Origin of the sequence: Marinospirillum perlucidum (assembly GCF_003336805.1) — a bacterium.
Classification (GTDB): domain Bacteria; phylum Pseudomonadota; class Gammaproteobacteria; order Pseudomonadales; family Halomonadaceae; genus Marinospirillum; species Marinospirillum perlucidum.
In genome coordinates, this window is the sequence record NZ_QFWJ01000002.1 from 486,046 (window position 1) to 504,902 (window position 18,857).

At 52.6% G+C, this 18,857-nt stretch carries 18 protein-coding genes and 1 riboswitch; of the genes, 6 read left to right on the top strand and 12 right to left on the bottom strand.

Annotated features, from left to right (window positions below; genetic code table 11):
* Positions 1–33: 33 nt before the first annotated feature.
* From DFK18_RS04670 to DFK18_RS04690, 5 genes are read right to left on the bottom strand one after another with little or no spacing between them, the layout of a single operon-like run.
* Positions 34–675, bottom strand: coding sequence for an urea amidolyase associated protein UAAP2 (locus tag DFK18_RS04670; protein ID WP_114417047.1), 642 nt, complete (start codon positions 673–675; stop codon positions 34–36).
* 10 nt (positions 676–685) lie between these two features.
* Positions 686–1,405, bottom strand: coding sequence for an urea amidolyase associated protein UAAP1 (locus tag DFK18_RS04675; protein WP_114417048.1), 720 nt, complete (start codon positions 1,403–1,405; stop codon positions 686–688).
* Positions 1,398–2,168: an ABC transporter ATP-binding protein gene (locus tag DFK18_RS04680; RefSeq protein WP_114417049.1), complete on the bottom strand. Its 771-nt coding sequence runs from the start codon at positions 2,166–2,168 to the stop codon at positions 1,398–1,400. The genes DFK18_RS04675 and DFK18_RS04680 overlap by 8 nt, the downstream gene beginning before the upstream one ends.
* On the bottom strand, positions 2,165–2,986 hold the full coding sequence (locus tag DFK18_RS04685; protein ID WP_114417050.1) for an ABC transporter permease: 822 nt from the start codon (positions 2,984–2,986) through the stop codon (positions 2,165–2,167). The genes DFK18_RS04680 and DFK18_RS04685 overlap by 4 nt, the downstream gene beginning before the upstream one ends.
* Positions 2,986–4,041, bottom strand: coding sequence for a putative urea ABC transporter substrate-binding protein (locus tag DFK18_RS04690; RefSeq protein WP_114417051.1), 1,056 nt, complete (start codon positions 4,039–4,041; stop codon positions 2,986–2,988). The genes DFK18_RS04685 and DFK18_RS04690 overlap by 1 nt, the downstream gene beginning before the upstream one ends.
* A gap of 58 nt (positions 4,042–4,099) precedes the next feature.
* Positions 4,100–4,202, bottom strand: a riboswitch (guanidine-I (ykkC/yxkD leader).
* 382 nt (positions 4,203–4,584) lie between these two features.
* Here DFK18_RS04690 and DFK18_RS04695 point away from each other — a divergent pair.
* Genes DFK18_RS04695 through DFK18_RS04705 form a run of 3 tightly spaced genes read left to right on the top strand, consistent with a single transcriptional unit; the run spans position 4,585 to position 9,014 of the window.
* On the top strand, positions 4,585–5,919 hold the full coding sequence (locus tag DFK18_RS04695; protein ID WP_162299688.1) for a tetratricopeptide repeat protein: 1,335 nt from the start codon (positions 4,585–4,587) through the stop codon (positions 5,917–5,919).
* A gap of 3 nt (positions 5,920–5,922) precedes the next feature.
* Entirely contained in the window at positions 5,923–6,768 is an 846-nt protein-coding gene (locus DFK18_RS04700; RefSeq protein ID WP_114417053.1) for a FecR family protein, read from the top strand.
* Positions 6,769–6,782: 14 nt separating this feature from the next.
* Positions 6,783–9,014, top strand: coding sequence for a CHASE2 domain-containing protein (locus DFK18_RS04705; RefSeq protein WP_218563897.1), 2,232 nt, complete (start codon positions 6,783–6,785; stop codon positions 9,012–9,014).
* A gap of 88 nt (positions 9,015–9,102) precedes the next feature.
* Here DFK18_RS04705 and DFK18_RS04710 read toward each other — a convergent pair whose 3' ends face one another.
* From DFK18_RS04710 to thpD, 4 genes are all read right to left on the bottom strand, one after another.
* On the bottom strand, positions 9,103–10,557 hold the full coding sequence (locus DFK18_RS04710; protein WP_162299689.1) for a sodium-dependent transporter: 1,455 nt from the start codon (positions 10,555–10,557) through the stop codon (positions 9,103–9,105).
* A gap of 4 nt (positions 10,558–10,561) precedes the next feature.
* Positions 10,562–11,134: a DUF308 domain-containing protein gene (locus DFK18_RS04715; protein WP_162299690.1), complete on the bottom strand. Its 573-nt coding sequence runs from the start codon at positions 11,132–11,134 to the stop codon at positions 10,562–10,564.
* 334 nt (positions 11,135–11,468) lie between these two features.
* Positions 11,469–12,116, bottom strand: a complete 648-nt coding sequence (locus DFK18_RS04720; RefSeq protein WP_162299691.1) for a hypothetical protein — start codon at positions 12,114–12,116, stop codon at positions 11,469–11,471.
* Between the two features lie 96 nt (positions 12,117–12,212).
* Positions 12,213–13,154, bottom strand: coding sequence for an ectoine hydroxylase (gene thpD, locus DFK18_RS04725; protein WP_114417057.1), 942 nt, complete (start codon positions 13,152–13,154; stop codon positions 12,213–12,215).
* Between the two features lie 152 nt (positions 13,155–13,306).
* Here thpD and DFK18_RS04730 point away from each other — a divergent pair, with 152 nt between their 5' ends.
* Positions 13,307–14,080, top strand: a complete 774-nt coding sequence (locus DFK18_RS04730) for a Crp/Fnr family transcriptional regulator (protein WP_114417058.1) — start codon at positions 13,307–13,309, stop codon at positions 14,078–14,080.
* 62 nt (positions 14,081–14,142) lie between these two features.
* Here DFK18_RS04730 and DFK18_RS04735 read toward each other — a convergent pair whose 3' ends face one another.
* The 3 genes from DFK18_RS04735 to umuD are packed head-to-tail and all read right to left on the bottom strand — an operon-like array spanning position 14,143 to position 16,367.
* The gene (locus DFK18_RS04735) at positions 14,143–14,628 is read right to left on the bottom strand and encodes a hypothetical protein (RefSeq protein ID WP_114417059.1); all 486 of its coding nucleotides are present in this window, start codon (positions 14,626–14,628) and stop codon (positions 14,143–14,145) included.
* A 38-nt stretch (positions 14,629–14,666) separates the two neighbouring features.
* Positions 14,667–15,935, bottom strand: a complete 1,269-nt coding sequence (umuC, locus tag DFK18_RS04740) for a translesion error-prone DNA polymerase V subunit UmuC (protein WP_114417060.1) — start codon at positions 15,933–15,935, stop codon at positions 14,667–14,669.
* A gap of 3 nt (positions 15,936–15,938) precedes the next feature.
* Positions 15,939–16,367, bottom strand: a complete 429-nt coding sequence (gene umuD, locus DFK18_RS04745) for a translesion error-prone DNA polymerase V autoproteolytic subunit (protein WP_114417093.1) — start codon at positions 16,365–16,367, stop codon at positions 15,939–15,941.
* A 508-nt stretch (positions 16,368–16,875) separates the two neighbouring features.
* On the opposite strand from umuD, the gene DFK18_RS04750 reads away from it, so the two are divergent.
* Positions 16,876–17,901: a DUF2971 domain-containing protein gene (locus DFK18_RS04750; protein ID WP_114417061.1), complete on the top strand. Its 1,026-nt coding sequence runs from the start codon at positions 16,876–16,878 to the stop codon at positions 17,899–17,901.
* 153 nt (positions 17,902–18,054) lie between these two features.
* Complete coding sequence (locus DFK18_RS04755) at positions 18,055–18,774, top strand: hypothetical protein (protein ID WP_218563898.1); 720 nt, start codon at positions 18,055–18,057, stop codon at positions 18,772–18,774.
* Positions 18,775–18,857 lie beyond the last annotated feature (83 nt).

Consider the following 18,857-nt stretch of genomic DNA (forward strand, 5'->3'; position numbering starts at 1 on the left):
GTTACGACAGTGGTCGTCCACTGAAGTCGTGAATCAATGATCCCAGACCAGGAGTTCAACCGGTGTGGGGTTATAGCCATTGCAGGGGTTGTTCAACTGGGGGCAGTTGGACAGCAGCACCAGGACATCCATGCAGGCGGTCATTTCCACGTATTTACCGGCTCCGGAAATGCCATCCTCGAAAGTCAGTCCTCCTTCCGGGGTGACGGGCACATTCATGAAAAAATTGATGTTATGGCCGATGTCCGCCTTGGTCAGTCCCAGTTCCGGCTGCTCGGCAATGGCCAGCATCCAGCTGTCTCGACAGGCGTGCATGCAGCGTTTTTCCAGGTCGTAGCGTACGGTGTTGCTTTCCGTGGCGCAGGCTCCGCCCAGGGTGTCATGGCGGCCACAGGTGTCGGCAACGATTTCCAGCAGGGGTCTTTGTCGGTTGGAAAGCAGGCGGCTGCCGGTCGTCAAGTAGACGGCCTGCTGGGCCTGAACTGTATCCTGGGCACTGTAGCGTTCCTGGGGATCTTCGGCATTGTAGAAGAGGGTATCTGCAGCCTGGTTGCCTTCCAGATCCAGAATCCTCAGGGTTTGTCCCTGCTTGATACGACCCAGGTAGTAATCGCCGGAATCGATGGTTTTTCTGAAGACAGCCGTTTCCGGGGTGCGCTCACTCGTGGTTAGCATGGTGATCTCCTCAGCGTCCGAGATAATAAAGGGCGTTGTTCTGGAAACCGCGCTGATTTTCAGGGCGGAAGTTGCGGTTGTAGTCGTCTTTCTGGACCGGCTCGGCCAATCCCAGTTCCAGTTTGACCGGGCTGGCCGGGTAGCTGTCACTGGTGTCCAGCGGGTGGGGGCAGGTATGCAGCAGCACCAGGGTATCCATCTCGAAACGTAGAGTGACCTGGTCTCCGGCCTGGCTGGCGCTGGTGTCCAGCTGCATTTTGCCGGCTTCATCGGTGCGCACCAGGCTGAAGAAATTGAGGTTGGAGGCCAGATCCTTCAGGCCCAGGCCGTATTTTTCCAGCTCCACCAAAAAGGCATCCTGACCATTCTGCAGCCAGGCATTGCGATCCTTCTGGTAATCCCGCTGGCCCCAGCGTTCTTCGGTCAGGGCCGCAGAGGTATTGCCGCAAACACTGTCGTGGCCGGGAGTGGAGTCTTCCGTGATGGAGGCAAAAATGCGCCCCATATCGGAATAGAGGCAATGCCCGCGAGTGAGTCGAAAGGTATGCTGGCATTTCAGAGTGTCCGGGGCGTTGTATCTTTCCAACAGATTCTCGGGGTTGTAAAAGAGCATGCCCAGGTTGGCACTGCCGTGAAGATCGGTCAGGCGCAAACAGGTGCCTCTGGCCATACGCAGGGACCAGTGGCCACCCGGGCTGATTTCCGTGGTGTATTCGATCGATTTAATCATGGGTAGACCCCTTGAGATTTTCTTCAATGGTTTCCAGTTCTTTGGGATCCGGCTGACCCACCGGCAGATCGTAGGTAATGCCCGCACCATAGGCATCGGGTGCCTGGGGGTCCTGACGCAGCTTGTCAAAAACCCAGAGGCGGGTGCCCAGATAAAAGCCTTCTTCCAGATCATGGGTGACCATGAAAACGGTCAGCTTTTCGGTACGCCAGAGATCCAGAACCAGCTCGTGCATATCCTTGCGAATGCCCGGGTCCAGGGCACCGAAGGGTTCATCGAGCAGAAGGATGCGTGGCTTGCCCAACAAGGCCTGGGCGATGGCCAGACGCTGGCGCATGCCCCCGGATAGCTGGTGGGGGTAGAGTTGCGCCGAAGCACTCAGACCGACCTTTTCCAGAAGAACCTGGGCTTTTTTCCTTGCCTCTCGGCGTTTTTTGCCCCAGAGCAGGCCGGTAAAGCCGGGTTGCTTGAAGCCTTCAGCGGCAATGACATTGTCCAGCACCGTCATGTGGGGAAAGACGGAATACTGCTGAAAAACGATGCCCCGGTCACGATCCGGCTCGGCCTTGATGGCCTGGCCATCCATTAGCAGTTGCCCGCGACTGGGTGTTTCCGTACCCAGCAGCATTTTGAGAAAGGTGCTCTTGCCACACCCGGAAGCACCCACCAGGGTAATGAATTCACCCTCCTCAACCCGGGCGTTAATGCCTTCCAGAACCACCTTGTCTCCATAGTTTTTCCAGAGGTTGCGTACTTCAATCATGCGCCACCTCCGTGACCATGCCAGGGGAAGAGTTTGCGATTGACGCTGACCAGCAGCCAGTCGAGCAGGAATGCCAGAAAGGTAATCCAGGCCACATAGGGCAGGATGACATCCATGGACATATAGCGACGGACCAGAAAGATGCGATAGCCCAGGCCTTCAGTGGAGGCGATGGCTTCGGCAGCAATCAGGAAAAGCCAACCGGTACCCAGCGACAGGCGCACCGCATCCAGCAGGCGAGGGGTTAGCTGCGGCAGCAGTACCCGAATCAGAACCTGGCTGGTATTGCCACCCAGGGTCTGGGCCTTGATCAGCTGTTCCCGGGGGATTTCCAGGGTTCGCTTTTGCATATCCCGGGCGATAAAGGGCGTGATGCCGATGGCAATCAGCGCGACCTTGGCCACCTCACCCAGCCCGAAGACAATAAAGAGCACCGGCAGTAAAGCCAGGGGCGGAATCAGGGAAATCACCGTCAGGACCGGAGAAAAACTGGCGCCCACCAGAGGCAGGGCGCCGGTCAAAAGCCCAATCAACAAGCCGAAGGAAGCAGCAATCAGCACACCCAGCAGCAGACGTTGCAGGCTGCTGAAGGTGTCGACCCAAAAGAGATATTCTCCGGTTCGGCGATTGGGCTCGAAAGCCATGCGCTGGATGGCTTCCCCCATCTGAGTGAAAGACGGCAAGAGCTTATCACTGGGATTGGCTTCCAGGCGCAGGTCGGATGCCACCAGATAGATCAGCAGCAGGACCAAAAAGGGCAAACTGCTCAGGAGCATACGACCGGCCGTGGAAGGCTGTTGATTGAGCAGGCGTTTCATTAGAGTTCGCCGTCAGCAGCCAGTTGCATGAACTCGGGGTTGAAGCGCAGTTGAACATTGTTGCTGCTACCCACGAGACCGGCGGGAGTTTCGATACCGATAAAACCGGCATCGGGTGCACCTTCGCCGAGAAGACCATGCTGGAAGGAGAAACCGGCGACCTTACGCATGGTTTCGGGCAGTTGTTCACTCAGGGTGAAATCGACCGCTTCACCGGCCTGATAGAACATCTCGGTGCTACCCAGTTGCAGTTCATAGCCTTCCAGGTCGGTGCCCGAGGCTTCAGCCATCCAGGTACGTGCTGCGGCTTCGGCTTCGCCACCGGAACTCATCAGGCTCATGGTTTCATACCAGGCACCGGCCAGGGCTTTCCCCAGTTCGGGGTAGGCTTCCAGGGTTTCGGTATTCACCACCAGCAGGTCGATAATCTCACCAGGGATCTGCGAGGAATCAAATACCAGGTTGGTCTCCGGCATGGACAGGATCTCGTTCAGCAGCGGATTCCAGGTGGTGACTGCGGTCACGGAAGGTGTGGAGGCTGCGGCGACCAGATCGGCATCCGAGGTGTTCACCACGGTGATATCCCTTTCGCTCATGCCTACGCTTTCCAGGCCACGAGCCAGCAGGTAGTGGGAAACACTCAGTTCGACCAGATTGACCTCCTGGCCGCGAATGGCTTCCAGTTCGTCTTCACCCTTCAGCAGGACGCCATCATTACCGTTGGAGAAATCCCCGACGATCATGGCGGTGGAATCCACACCACCGGCAGCAGGAATGGTCAGGGCATCCATGTTGGTCATGGTGCAGCCGTCAAACTGGCCCAGGGAATACTGGTTGATGGATTCGATGTAATCGTTGATCTGGACAACATCGATATTGATGTCGTATTTGTCGGCCCACTTTTGCACGATGCCTTGTTCCTGGGCATAACCCCAGGGCATCCAACCGGCATAAATGGACCAGCAGATGCTGAAATCGGTTCGTGCATGAACAGGAGAGGAAAGGACAGAGGCACTGAGTGCCAGGACGGATAGAGAAGATAAGAGCTTTTTCATGCTTTAACCCCCTTCGGGTTGGTCACAGTTAGAGGAGTATTCCTGGCCAGTGCCAGTAACCTCCCGGGCTTTTGTCCCGCCGTGTGACCTTCCGCAAGAAGGTTGAGTGCTCTCGGACCAGCCAGCCTGATCACAGACCCGGAACCCTAGCGCTCTATTGCATTAAATTGTTCAGCATCCTAACCAGAAATACTCGTGATGCCCTGTGAATATTGCAAGCCCCGTACCAGAAAGAGCAAAAACCTCCTGGAGAAACGATGCCTGCAGGCCTGAAGAAGTTCATGGCAGGCTCGGGATAGGCTGAAGAGGGTCAGGTCCGGTGAAGCAAAATGCATCATAAAGGTGCATTTATGAAGCGAAGGCTTGCAAATGGCGCAATAAAAATGGCTCTTCAACCGGGATAAAAAAGAGCTCCCTGGTCGCTGGACCGAGTTGCTAAATGTTAATGGCTATAAAATTTGTAACTTTATTGCTAATAAATTGCTTTGCATCATGCTGCTGCCTAGCCTTTAAATGGATGAAAGCCAAACCAACAAGGAGCCTATGCATTCTTTATTCGTGAAAGGGTTGGTCATTTTGGTCTTCTTACTGGGTATTGCTCCCCTGAGCTTGCAGGCTGCTGGGGTGGTGAGTGAAATGCAACGCTTGAATGCTGAACAAGAGTATCAGGAAGCCTTTTTGCTGGGCAGCCGGTATCTGGATTCGAAAGCAGGCGATCCCGAATTTGATCAGGCATTCGGCCGGGCCGCCCTGAAATCCGGTCAACTCTATCAGGCTCTTTTTGCCTTTGAGCGGATTCTAATCGTCAATCCCCAGGCTAGCGCACCGAGAATGGAATTGGCCCAGACACACCTGGAATTGCAAAACTGGTCTTTGGCCCGTGAGCACTTCCGGCAGCTTCTTGAGGCGGACCCGCCCCCGTCACCCCGAATGCTCGAGAGTATTCGTCGCTACCTGGTCGAGCTCGACCTGCGTGAACAGGAAGAGGCAACGCTGGTCAGAAGCAGCACAACAAATCGTTATCTGGGCTGGAACCTGGGTTATGACTCCAATGTCGGTGCCTTGACCAGTGATAATGAAGCCTTGCAACAAAGCCCGCAAGCAAGCAATGAAGTCTTGCCGGACCCGGAAAGTGATTATTTCTCCAACCTTTATGCAGGGGTTAAGCATTATCAGGTAACAACCGGGGAGCGTGGCTTTTTTTTAGCCGCCGAAGTGAACCGCAAACTTCACCGGCAAAAAAGCAGCTTCAACGAAACCGGCCTGGAATTAACCCTGGCCCCCGTTTTTTTTACCGGTGGAGGCCGTCTGGTTTTTCCCGCCAGTTTTCAAAGAAGCAGTCGGAATGATGGCAACGACCTGACCCGTCTTGCCTTGGGCGTTAATTACCGCAAACCGGTAGAAGAGACGACCAGCTTGCTGGTCATGGGACGAATGAATCGGGTGGATTACGGTGGCACGGGTGAACGCGATCTTCGCGGTCGCCTGGTGGGGATGAAGATGGAGTTTCAATTGGCTACCCGCTGGCAGTTGCGCCTGGGTCCCCTGTGGGGTCGTACTCAAGCAGAAACCGGCGGTTACGAGTATCTGGGGCGTGACTATCTGGAATTCAGCAGCCGGATCAGCTACCGGGTAGCGGAAGACTTGGGAGGAAGCCTGGCCTTGGCCACGACCCGCTCGAATTACCAGGAAGAGCATTGGGCATTTGCACGCACCCGCCAGGATGAACTGCAACGTCTGAGTCTGGCCGGCCACTACAAGCCCTGGAATGCCTGGGAGTTGGAAGTAAAACTTGAGCAGCTCAACAATGCTTCCAATATCGATTTTTACGCTTACCGGCGAACACAGCTATGGGTAGGCATTCAGAGAGGATTTTAAGTCATGTCTAACCGATTATTACAAAGCATCAAGCGAACCGGCCTGTGGTTGCTAGTGGTCAGCCTTTTGGCAGGTGCCCAACTGGCTGTGGCTGAACCCACACAGGTTGGCCGGGTTCTGGCAGCCAGCGCCGGGGCAACTGCTCAACAACCGGATCAAACACCCAGAGATCTGCAGCGGCGTTCTCCTGTTTACCTCGGAGACACCCTGAGAACGACAGAAGAAGCCCGCATGCAGCTACGCATGAACGATGGCGAGATTTTCTCCTTATCCGCAGGTAGTGAACTAGTGATCGAAGCTTTTCACTACGCCGGTGAAGATGAGGAGACAGCGGCCGAGGAAAGTAATATCAAGCGTTTGGTCGAAGGAGGACTGAGAACCATCACCGGTGCAGTCGGTGGTGAGCGTTATCGTATTGAAAGCCGTGCCGGAACCATCGGAGTGAGGGGGACTTCGTTTTACGCCTTCACCCAAGCGGGGCAAAACCTGTATGTACGCGGGTTGACCGGCCAGCTGTATCTGGAAAATGAATACGGGGTAGCCGAGTTCGGTGTTGGAGAAACCCATAATTCAGCCCGGATTGCAGCCCTGGGGCAAGCTCCCCAGAGCATTGATGCGCGAGATTTACCCGCCAGCTTTAACCGAGCCTTCCAGGAAAGCGGCCGTCCACCCGGATTGGAGAAGCAGTCGTCTCCGGGACGCAGCCATCGGCCTGCTGCGGGAGTCAATCCGGATGTTGCGCCTGACTTGGGTAACCCTGCACCCGGACGCGCTATGGACCCACCTGGCCGTGAAAACGACACCCCGCCAGGACTGGAAGGCCGGGAACCACCCGGACGCAATAAATAACACCCAGCTTGCCGATGCTGAACCCGGTTACTTCCCGTCGCCTGGCCAGTCTGCTGGGGCTCCTGCTGGGTGCATTTTTAATGCTGGCACAATCCGGTTGGCTGCCACTGCTGGATCGTCTCTATGAACGCCTGGAACTTCTGACTTATGACTTTCGCATGCAGCTGCATCTGCCAGCTTCTCCGGGAACAGCCACAACGCCGATCGTTATTGTTGATATTGATGAAGAATCGCTGAAGCGAGAGGGTCACTGGCCCTGGTCGCGAAGCAAGATCGCAGAACTGATCAAGGCCATGGATGCAGCAGGCGCAGTCATCATCGGGTTTGATGTGCTCTTTGCCGAAGCTGAACGCAACCCGGTTGAAGCCATTCAGCAGCAGCTGGATTCAACAGCACCTGCGTTAAGCCAGGATTTCAGATCACAATTGCAGGCTCTGGCTCCCCGTTATGACGGTGATCGGCTGCTGGCGCAAACCCTGGCGGATCATGAGGTGGTTCTCGGCTATATCTTCAGTCACCAGAACCCCAGTCACAGCGGTACCCTACCCTCTGCCCTGAATTTACAAAATCCTGGCCGGATAGAAAATTTGGCTTTGCCTTCCATGGCCGGATATACCGCACCTTTACCCCAATTGGCCGAGGCAGCCATCGGCAGCGGTTTTTTTAGTCTGGCGACCGATAGTGATGGGGTCGTGCGTCGAGCCCCGCTGGTAACCCGTTATGAGGACCAGCTCTATCCCTCTTTGTCGTTGGAAATGGTGCGCCAATACCTGTTGATTGAGCGACTACAACTGCACACCGAGCGCGTGGGTGGTGAAGAGCAGTTGGATTCGCTGGAACTGGGCGGCAGTCTGCGTTTGCCCACAGATGGCTCGGGTCAGTTGCTTATCCCTTTTCGTGGTGGGGCGGGTAGTTTTCCCTATGTCCCGGCCTGGAAGCTGCTAGCCGGTAAAGTTGAAGATTCACCGCTCTCCGGTGCGCTGGTCCTGGTGGGAACAACCGCCCCCGGTCTGTTTGATTTACGGGCAACGCCCGTGGATTCGGTATATCCCGGTGTGGAGGTGCACGCCAATCTGATTGCAGCCATGCTGGATGAACAGTTTCTGACCGAGCCTTCCTGGGCTGTCGGCGCTAACTGGTTGCTAGCCGGTTCAACCGGGTTGCTGCTGGCATTACTGCTACCCTGGTTATCCCCCTGGGGGCAGGTGGTGTCGGCCTTGTTGAGTGCGCTAGCCGTGACACTTCTAGTTAGCTGGCTCTGGGCCGTTGAAGGAATCGTCCTGGCACTGGCAATCCCCCTGTTGATGATTTTGCTGCTGGCCGTTTTCAATTTTACCTGGGGCTTTTTCGTGGAAACAGTGAACCGGCGGCGTTTGGTCAATATGTTTGGCCAATATGTTCCGCCTTCGCTGGTCGAGGAAATGAGCCAGCACCCGGATGCTTTCAGCTTTGAAGGGCGATCACGCGAGCTAACCGTACTTTTTTCGGATATCCGTGGGTTTACGGCGCTTTCTGAAAACCTGGAAGCCAACCAGCTAAAACACCTGCTCAATCGCTATTTTACCCCTATTACGCGGGATATTTTTCAGCACCGGGGCACCATTGATAAGTACATCGGTGATCTGGTCATGGCCTTCTGGGGCGCTCCGCTTAAAGACGCTGAGCATGCTGTCAACGCCATTAAAGCAGGTTTGCAGATTCTGGATACCACCCGTGAACTCAATCAGACTTTTATCGCGGAAGGCTGGCCGCAGATTGAAGTCGGTATCGGCATCAACAGCGGCTTGATGAATGTTGGTGATATGGGATCGGAATACCGCCGTTCCTATACCGTGCTGGGGGATGCCGTTAATCTAGGCTCACGGCTGGAAGGGGCCACCAAATACTATCAAGTGCCCCTGGTGGTGGGCCAACGAACACAGGAATTGGCTGCAGAACACTTTTTATGGCGTGAATTGGATTTGGTCAGGGTCAAGGGCAAGAGAGATCTGGTTCGGGTTTATCAGCCGCTCTGCCTGAGATCGGAAGCGACCTCCCAACAGGAGGCCGAAATAGAAGCGCTGGATCAGGCCCTGATTTATTTCCGCAGTGCTCGTTTGCAAGAAGCACGCAAGGCCTTTGCGCGGCTTGCTAAGGAGCAGCCCCAGATACGCCTCTATGCGCTTTACCTGGAAAGGCTGGACCTTTTGGAAGACCAGCCCCCGGCCCCTGACTGGGATGGAGGCTGGAGTTTGCAGGAAAAATAAAGCCACTCTTTGAAGGGGGCAGTGATCCTCGGTAATCGCAGTATTTTTCAACCTGAACAGCTTCTTTTGCTGCGAAACTGCGGGTTCATCAAACCCACTGCAGGGCCCCAACCAGCAGTAATGCCAAGGGCAGGCATCTTGAAAGCCATACGATCAAATCGGCGAGCCAAGGGGTTCTCAGACCCAGCTGGCGTTGCCAGAGTTCCACGGGCAAGGACCAGGCTAGAGCCGAGATCGACAGCAAAGCCAAACCCAGCACAGCATTGGTGCCCAGGGTACGGTCAACAAAATCAAGCACCGGCAGGCCGTTGATTTGCCAGTTCAAAGCACTGTAAGAGAAGGCGGAAGGCAGGCCCAGAAGAGCAATGGCTCCCAGTCCCAGGAGTACAGCCAGTCTGGAACCTGAACGCGAGATCTGTTCGCGAATAGCGGCAGTAACGACCTTGGCGCCGCCGATACAGGAAGAAAAAGCAGCCAGGAAAAATAACCAGAAAAAGATGGGTGCTAAAACCCGGCCCCAACCCTGGTTGGCAAAGGCTTCCGGAAGCGCGGTGAAGGCCAGGTCACTACCGCCGGTGGGGTCCAGATTTGCAGCAAAAAGCAGAGGGAAAATGGCCAGGCCAGCCAGTATAGCTACCATCGAATTAATCGTGGCAATGGATAATACCGAGCGGGCCACGTTAACCCGGCGAGGAAGATAGCTGCCGTAGGTGATGAGATAACCCTGGCCGATGGTCAAGGAATAGAAGGCCTGCCCAAAGGCTGCTCGCCAGACCGTATCATCGTTAAGTTGGGATAAATCGGGGTTGAACAGAAATTCTGCTGCTTGAAGGGCATCCCCCGTGTTGAGCGCAAAAATAGCAAGCCCCAACAGGACTAGAACCAAAGCAGGCATCATGACGCGTGCAAACTGCTCTATCCCGCTGATCCCGAAAAAAAGCACCAGAGTGACCAGGGCGCAGGTAATTAGAAAGTAGATAATGGAAGCGTAACCACTGGTGAAGGTTTCAAAAGCAGGCACAGCACCCAGAGTCGCTTCCACGGCATAGCCCAGTGTCCAGCCGCTGACCACAAAATAATAGCTATCAATCATCAGCGTCAGCAGCACGATGGCCAGCCCGATCAGTGCCATTCCCCGACCCAGGCCACCAAAACTGGCCAGGGTGGAACCATGTGCCCGGCGTCCTGCCGCTATCTCTATGGCTGCAAAGGGGACGGAGACAAAAACAACGGCAATCACATAACAGAGTAAAAAGCTGCCCCCGCCATTTTCTCCAACCAGGGTGGGGAAACGCCAAAGATTACCCAGGCCGACCCCGGCTGCAGCAGTCGAAAGAATAAAAGCACGTTCTGAAGACCAGACCGTATAGGGCTGCTCGCCTTTTTCCGCAGCGTTGCGGGAGACATCGGTAACGCAGGTTTCAGCCTGGCTGCGGCGATAGCGCGGCTGGGATATCGCCTCATGATCAAAAGAAGGCGGCTGTTCGGTGTCTGGGCCCTGCTGCCTGGGGCGTGTTTCTTTTTTGGCTGAGGAATCGGACATAGGCTCACCCCTTCTTGGCACTGCTGGCCAGAGCCAGCATCCACACGGAGCTAATAATAAGATCAATCCCCAGGAGTAAGCCGAGCACCCAGGGAAGCACCTCATTAAATTGAAACAGGATGAGTAGTGCCAGGCCCAGTGAACTCAAGCCGCTCACCAGAGTCCAGCCCCAACCAACGGCGGGCCTGATCCGAAATGCAAAAAAGGTTTTTGCCGTTCCCGATAGAAGGAAAAAAACCGTGACCAGCAGGGTCAGGGTGACAACCCCTGCCAGAGGAAACAGCAGCATCAGGATACCCGTGAGTAGGCCTAAACCCGACAAGCCCAGGCTGAGCAGGGTGCCTCGCCAGCGGGGTATGGAAAAAGAATGGAAGATTTGAGCCAAGCCAGCGATCATTAACAGGGTGCCGAGGATTATATCCACAGAGAGGGTGGCCACCCAGGGAAAGGTCACTGCCGCCACACCCAGTAGTAAGAAGACAATGCCCAAGCCTGTAAACCAGGAGCGATGGTTCTTGATCTCGCTAGTCAGCAGGTCGCGCGTCTGAACTTCCAGTTCGTTGATCGGTTCGCTCATGAAACACTCCATATATTTTGGCTTCCAAGGAGCCTCTGATCAACACAGCATAAGGCAGGATTCACTCCTGATGAATCGCTGCACTTCCCACATCCATGTGGGTCGCAGCGCAATAGTTAATCAGAGGTTTCCTAAGCAGATTTTTGGTTTGCTAATGACTAGGTGGACTCGTCATTTGATATTTCAACGGGTCAACAGGACTTCCCATCTTGATGAATAAAAGAGCGAGGAGTAGCAAGCCGGTTGGGATTTGAGTTGGAGCAAGGGGTTCGGCGGCACTGGGCGCGTTTGACGCTTGATCAATCGTGTTGCCCAGTTGCCACCCGATCAGGTTTTAATCAAAGGAAATAATGGCTTCAGCGGAAATTTCGTTCTCATCGAACACGTTCAGGTCAAGGTCCCCTGAAACGCTGACAAAATCACCTTCTTCAACTCTGACGACCCCCTTGTCATCCAGTGGGTTGTAGCCCATCTGCAGGGTGTCGACCGAGATCATCCTTGCGCCGGTATCGATCGTGAATTCGCGTCCCGTTACCGAGGTAACAGTGCCAGCAACCTGAACATCATAATCCGCAGGCACGGCTAGATAGCTGTGAACAGGGGGCAAGGCATCTTCTTCATCCGCTGCAGAAGGTGCCGTGACCAGCGTATCCCGATCTTCGATGTAGACGCCGCCCGCTTCTATCTTCTTGTTTTGGTAAAGGCCGTCATCAACACGACCGTAAACCGTGACCTGATCACCCTCGCTAAGAGACCAGACATCGCCGATCGAGTCCCAGTCGTCAGTTTCGACTTGGACGACGCCCTCTCCAAAATCCAGGGTGAAGGCGCTGGGCGTGTGGGAAGCGACCTGGCCGCTTAGCGATACCCAACTGCCATCCGGCTTGTCTTTAATCTGTGCACTGGCGGGCAGTGATAGCGTCAATGCTGAGGTTACACCGGCCAGCGTCATGGCTCTTAGAAGATTTTTGTTTGCTGTCATGGAGTTCATACTGATCTCCTTACAAAAACATAGTGAAATGAATCGTGATTACTGAATTCGCAAAACGATGGGTTTGCGTGAAACCTGACCTCCTTTTTAAGAAATCAACAAAGTTTCCCCTTGTTCTTCGCCGCAGTGGGCCTTCAGAGGGGGCGGATTATCCCGGGTTGCCAGAAAGCTTGGCCGGGGTGCCTTTCCGGAAAAAGGCTTATTCATGCGGTTCTCGACACTGTTGTAGACAAAGAAAAGATTGGATCTGGGCCAAGGCGACATATTGGCATTGGATGCGTGCAGGGTGTTGCACTCAAACAAGAGGAGCGATCCTGCAGGCCCCGTTGGCTGCTTAATACCGCCGCTATTGGCCAGATCAGCAATGTCCTCACGGGAGGGGACACCCACCATCTGCTTGCGCAGGGATTGAGTCCAGTTATTGTCAGGTGTCTCGCCCGGACAGGGAATAAAGGCCTGATGTGATCCGGGAATCAACATCAAGGGGCCGTTAAAGGCATTGTTGTCGGTGAGCATAATAGAGGCACTCACCGCTCTCATGGCAGGCATGCCATCCTCGCTGTGCCAGGTCTCGAAATCCGAGTGCCATTCGAAACCCTTGCCACAGAAACCCGACTTATCATTGATACGAGACTGGTGGATATAGACATCACTACCCAGGAGTTGCTGAACCATGGCCAGCAGGTGGGGGTGGCGAGTCATGCGATCAAAGGCGCTGGATAGCTTATGCATATCGAAAACAGAGCGAACCTTTTTCTGGTTCGGGTCCATGATCACCTGGTCTCGGGCACACATGGCCGAGTCCCTTTCGATGTCATCCAGCTCATCAAAGAAAGGCGCGACTGCCTCGGAAGAAAAGTAGCCCTCAAAAGAGAGAAATCCGTTGCGTTCGTAATCCTGTAATTCCTCTTCACTGAGAGGGCCATTGGCACGCTCTTGTGAATCCAAATGAATGACCGGCTCTTTCCTGGGGAAGCGCTCTTCAATGAAGTGCTCCCGGGTTGGATAGTAATCCGTCATCGGTTGCATTATTCTAAGTCCTCGTGTTGGGTGTTTTTAAAGCACCCTAACACGCAGTTTTTCAAGGACAGATAACCTAGGTTAAGTGATGGCAAACGTAAGGACCTTGCCCCCCCCGCCAACAAGAAAAAAATCAGGGCGCAATCTTATGAGGACCAGTAATGAGTGAGCAGCCAGCCGATAGTTGCATCATCAAACACTTCCAGTCTTACACAAACATTGATGACAAAGACCAGCAACTCTTACTTTCATTGGAGAAAGGTCCCCAAGAGTGGAGCAAGAACGCCATCCTGTGGCAGCAGGGTGATAAGTCCGATAGTTTTTTTACTTTAAATAAAGGCTGGGCCTGCTCCTTTCGCGATATGGAGGACGGCAGCCGCCAGGTGCTGGATGTGTTTGTACCGGGGGATATTATTGGCCTCAGGGAATTTGCCTTTCAGACGCGCATCACCAGCGTCGTCTTGCTCACGGATGCTGTTCTTTGTTCCTTTCCCAGGCAGCATCTGGATTCTATCTTTGCCAGCTCACTGACACTCTGCAATCTCATGTTCATGATTATTGCCCGGGATCAGGCGATTCTTCTGGAAAGGTTGGTGAATCTCGGTCGTCGTACGGCTCGGGAGAAATTGGCCCACTTTCTGGTAGAGCTTGCCCATCGCCTAGGGCGTACCAATGCGCTTGTTGAAAAGCATCTGTCTTTACCTCTGACCCAGAATATTCTGGCAGACGCTCTTGGGCTGACCAGCGTGCATATCAATCGCACCTTGCAAGACTTCCGGCAAGAGGGTTTGTTAAACACTGGAAATTGTCATTTGGAATTGCTGAATATAAAGGGCCTTGCAGAGGTCGCAGGCTTTGATGCCTTTTACCTGGAAACCTCCGTCTTCAGCCAGCCTGCAAAGTCCGGGTGCTCAATGCAAGAAGAGTTGTCTTGAACAGGATTCTTGCAATCTTCGCTCCCTAGGCTGCTACAGGGAGTAACCAGTTAGCCGGTTTCCTAAACAGAAGTAATCAGCATATAGACGGTGTTTTTTCCGGTAGGGCAGTAAGCCATGCTGTGTTGAATACTATCTTCTTGAAAAAGCTCACAAACTATTTTGAAGCTGTCGTCACAATCCTCTATCTCAGGAAGGTCATCTTTATGATGTAATATATGAACGCACTGGTAATCCTCGTCTTCTGGATGAACATCAGCCTTTACTTGTTCCAACGCCTCTCTGGTTAATTCAGGAAAGCTCTTGTCGGGGTCGGATGCTACGGTCACATACAAGCTTTTGGCAGTATCCAGCCAGTATTTGAAATCATCTTCATTAAACGAGGCTTCATAAGTCATTTCAGCGAGTTGCAGAAAGGTAGTGAGCAGCCACCTGGGGGTGGAGGGAACGGCGTAAAAATGGATTGAACCCTTCTTGTAGAGCCTGTGAATCCGCTTATTAAAATAGGCACGATCAAGGGATTGTTGATCTCTGGATTTGATATACATAAAACCTCCTTGTGTAGAAGCGGTTGGAAAGCAGACAACTACTTTACTCTGGGTAGATCACTCCAGCGAGTAGTATAGGCGGGTGACAGATAATCGCGCTTCATGCTCCAGCCTTTTTGGATGCCCTGGGCGGCAAAGAAAACCCGCCCCAGGCCCTTCTGGTTGATTTGATCCAGGGTTTGCATCAGTTGCCGGGTTTTGGGGTTATCCCTGGCTTCATCAAACAACTCCGGCTGAAAAGTGTAGGGATCATAAAAATCGGTCAGCAGAATACCGCCCTTGGCATAGCAATAGCCGTCCTTCCAGATGCTTTTCAGGCCCCGATGAGCCGCTTCGATCAGGCTGCGGGTATCATCCGTGGGAATCACCAGCTCCAGCGTGGCGGCATTGCTGTATTGGGCTTCACGGCTATTAAACTGGCTGGTGCGGATAAATACCGTTAGCTGCTTGGCGGTTCGCTGCTCACCGCGCAGCTTTTCCGCTCCACGGGTGGCATATTCACTAATCGCTTCGCGCATGGCCTGAAAATCCGTGATTCTTTCACCAAAGGAGCGCGAGCAGACAATCTCTTTTTTAGTCGCCGGGGTTTCTTCCAGACCCAGACAGGCGGTGCCATTCAATTCCCTGACGGTTTTCTCCACCACCACGGAAAACTGCCGACGTATTTGATGAGGATCAGCATCGGCCAGATCCAGGGCCGTGTGTATGCCCTGCTTTTGCAGGCGTGCCTTTAAACGCCGCCCGATTCCCCAGACTTCATCCACCGGCAGAAGGGCCAGCAGCTTGCGCTGTCTTTCCTTGCGGGTCAAATCCACCACCCCGCCTGTTGCAGGCCAGGCCTTGGCGGCGTGATTGGCCAGTTTGGCCAGGGTCTTGGTCGGGGCAATTCCCACACAGACGGAAATCCCGGTCCACTGGCCGACGGTGGCCCTCAACAACTGACCGAAGCCTTCCAAAGACGGGTTGGCAGGCATACCGGTTAAATCCAGAAAGGCCTCATCAATGGAATAGACCTCCACCCTGGGGGCCAGGTCTTCCAGAATCGACATCACCCGCTGGGAGATATCCGCATACAAAGCATAATTGGATGAAAAGGTCACCACGCCATGACGGTCCAGTTCCTCCCGAATCTGAAACACCGGCACCGCCATCTTGATACCCAGAGCCTTGGCTTCCGGCGAGCGCGCCACCACACAGCCATCGTTATTGGAAAGCACCACCACCGGCTTGTTTTTCAAATCAGGGCGAAAGAGCTTTTCACAGGAAGCATAGAAATTATTGCAATCCACCAGGGCAAACACCGGCATGGGCTACTTCCTCATGTGGTGGATAACATTGGTCACCACCCCGAGAATCTCCAAGTCACTGCCTTCGGGAATATCAATGGGCGAATAACGATGGTTGCAAGGCAAAAGGCGCGGCACAGGGCGCAACTGCAACTGCTTGACCGTCAGCTCACCGTTAAAACCGGCAATCACCGTATCGCCATCAGCAGGATTCAGGGAACGATCCACCACCAGCAGATCATCAGGGAAGATTCCCGCCTCAACCATGGAATCCCCTTCGGCACGGACAAAAAAAGTAGATGCTGGATGTTTAACCAGTAGCTGATTCAAATCCAAAGCCCGCTCGACATAATCCTGGGCAGGCGAGGGAAAGCCCGCCGCCACCCGCTCCAGGTAAAGCGGCAAGGGCATTTCCGGGAAGTCACCCGACTCACTCACATAACTGACATGCATGCTGCTGATCTCCAAAAACATAGACACTGTTCAAATATACAGTATCTCGAAACCTTGCGGGAAATCAAGCAAAAGCCACCATGCCCGGGATTTACTTGCTGGCCTTAGAGGGGTTTGATAGAAAGGAATAATAAACATCAAAAACCAGCCACCACCGCAGGATGCGAGGCCCTCCCTGACCCCTTCCCTCGGGCGGTAGCGTAAAAGCAGAAACCTAAGCCAGCACACCTTGTCTGCCAGAAATGCGCAAAAGATCGGAGAGAAATCCAAAAAGACCAAGGTACTCAATGGGTTGAAAAAGCAGCTACGGAGATAGTGAGCAAAGCAAACAAGGAGGGGGTGCATGCACAGTTTTACAGGCAAATAGTCAGCAGGTTTGTGCTAAATTAATAGCAAAAAATCAATGCATTAAGAACAGATGCCACCTTCGATAGGTTAAAAATAACGAGGGGTGCTTATGAATAAAAATGTTATGCGTGAACGGTAACGTAATTCAAATCTAATAGATATGAGTATTAATCCATACAAAAAAGCCCTGAAAGTATTTAGGGACAGACAACAAGGCTTGCCATTTTATATGGCAATGGAAAACTCATTTAATGCAGCCAGAAGAAATCATCAAAGTCTACAGCCAGATAGATTGTCACACTATTGCTCTAGTGAAGTGGCAATAAAAATCTTTGAAAATTGTATTATGTGGCTCACAGATATTAGAAAAATGAATGATAAAAGTGAGCTATTGTATGCCATTAATGCACTGAACGATGGCGCTGATAATTTGGAAATAGAGCATCCTTTGTACAAAGAATTCCCCAGCATAATACGCCAAGACATCAATAACTTGCTGGGTAATTCTGTAAACAATGATAAAGCACAAGATTGCGTATCATCCGTTAGAAATAAAATAGTTATGGCTACCTGCTTCTCGATCTATCACGATGATGCGAATATGTGGAGATTATACGGTGATAATGCAGCGGGGGTAGAAATAAGATTCAATAGTAAACTATTGGCTGTGGCTTCGGATTGTTTTGGGCACTTTATACCCAATGCGGGAGCCTATGAAACAGGATTTGTGAAAGTCTGTTATCAAGGTGATCGCTGTGATTGCTTGCAGATACTTGGCAATCAAGTTATTGATGCATATTTGGAAGCAGTGGATGACTTAGAACGCTCCATGCTGCGGTCGCTTATATATTATTCCGTTAGTGATTTCTTGATGTCGCATAAGCATCCATCATTTCATGGTGAGGGCGAGTACAGACTGTTTACACATATACCAATTAACAAAACATGGTCTGGATCTGATTATTTGTATGATCATCCAAATGGCATAACCCAGTACACTCCTTTCGCTTTTGGTGCAAATGCAATTGGTTACAGAGGTCTATCAGATTTTCTTCCTAAATTGATTCATTCGGTTAACTTAGGCCCTCATATTGAAGAGCAACATAAGGAATCATTGGTGGCTAGGCTTGCAGAGCTGGGTATAAGTGATAAGTTGCAGATGTCATCAATACCAATCAGAAAATAATCATGCATAACAATCACATCCAGTCCTACCCAAAATGCGCTGCTTGTTTGTGGCTGCTTTCAGCTTGCCACAATCGCTCATCACATTTCACATTTTGGTCGGCTGATGTGAGGCGTTACACGGCGGGGCGCCTGAAAATTTGGAGTTTCTGACTTGAGATTACCTTTTACTTGCATGAAGTGCACCTTTGGTGAGGGTGCCAACAGTCATCCGCCTTATCCTAAGTACGTAGAGCTTAGAGACGACGGGCGTTATGAGTTCACCTGTGAAAAAGGCCATACCACAGTAACGGTATTGCAAGAGCAGAAGTTCGAGGTGCTTTTTGATTTAGGAGCTTACGCAATTCTTGACGGTTACTACCGAGAGGCTGTTGCCTCATTTACCTCAAGCCTCGAACGGTTCTACGAATTCTTTATTAAGGCCGCCCTTTTTCAAGATGGATTAGAAGAAAGCGCAATCACTGAATCTTGGAAAATGGTTTCGTCTCAGTCAGAGCGTCAACTTGGAGCCTTTGTTTTTCTTTATCTGAAATATTTTTCCGAGAGCCCGCCGCTACTCCGGCAAAAACAGATAAAGTTTCGAAACGAGGTGGTTCATAAAGGTAAAATTCCGTCCCGCGAAGAAGCCATTGGGTATGGTCAGGAAGTACTAGATACCATTAGACCAATATTGCGGCGTGTAAAAGCTGACCTTCCCACAGGAATTGAGAGAACAGTCCTTCACCATCTCATGAGTAGCCGTAAAGCGGACGAGTCGCAACCGGTGGGTACGATGAGCATTGCCACTATAGTGAGCCTAAATGATGGTACGGGGAAAGAGCCCAATCTAGAAGAGGCTTTGTCCGAAAAACAATGGCGGCGGGACCAGTGGTGATTTTCGTGTAACCAGTGCATGCCCGGCAACGTCTACTACATTGTGCCTTAGGCTCCATTCCGTAGGCGGGCATGCTGCAAGCG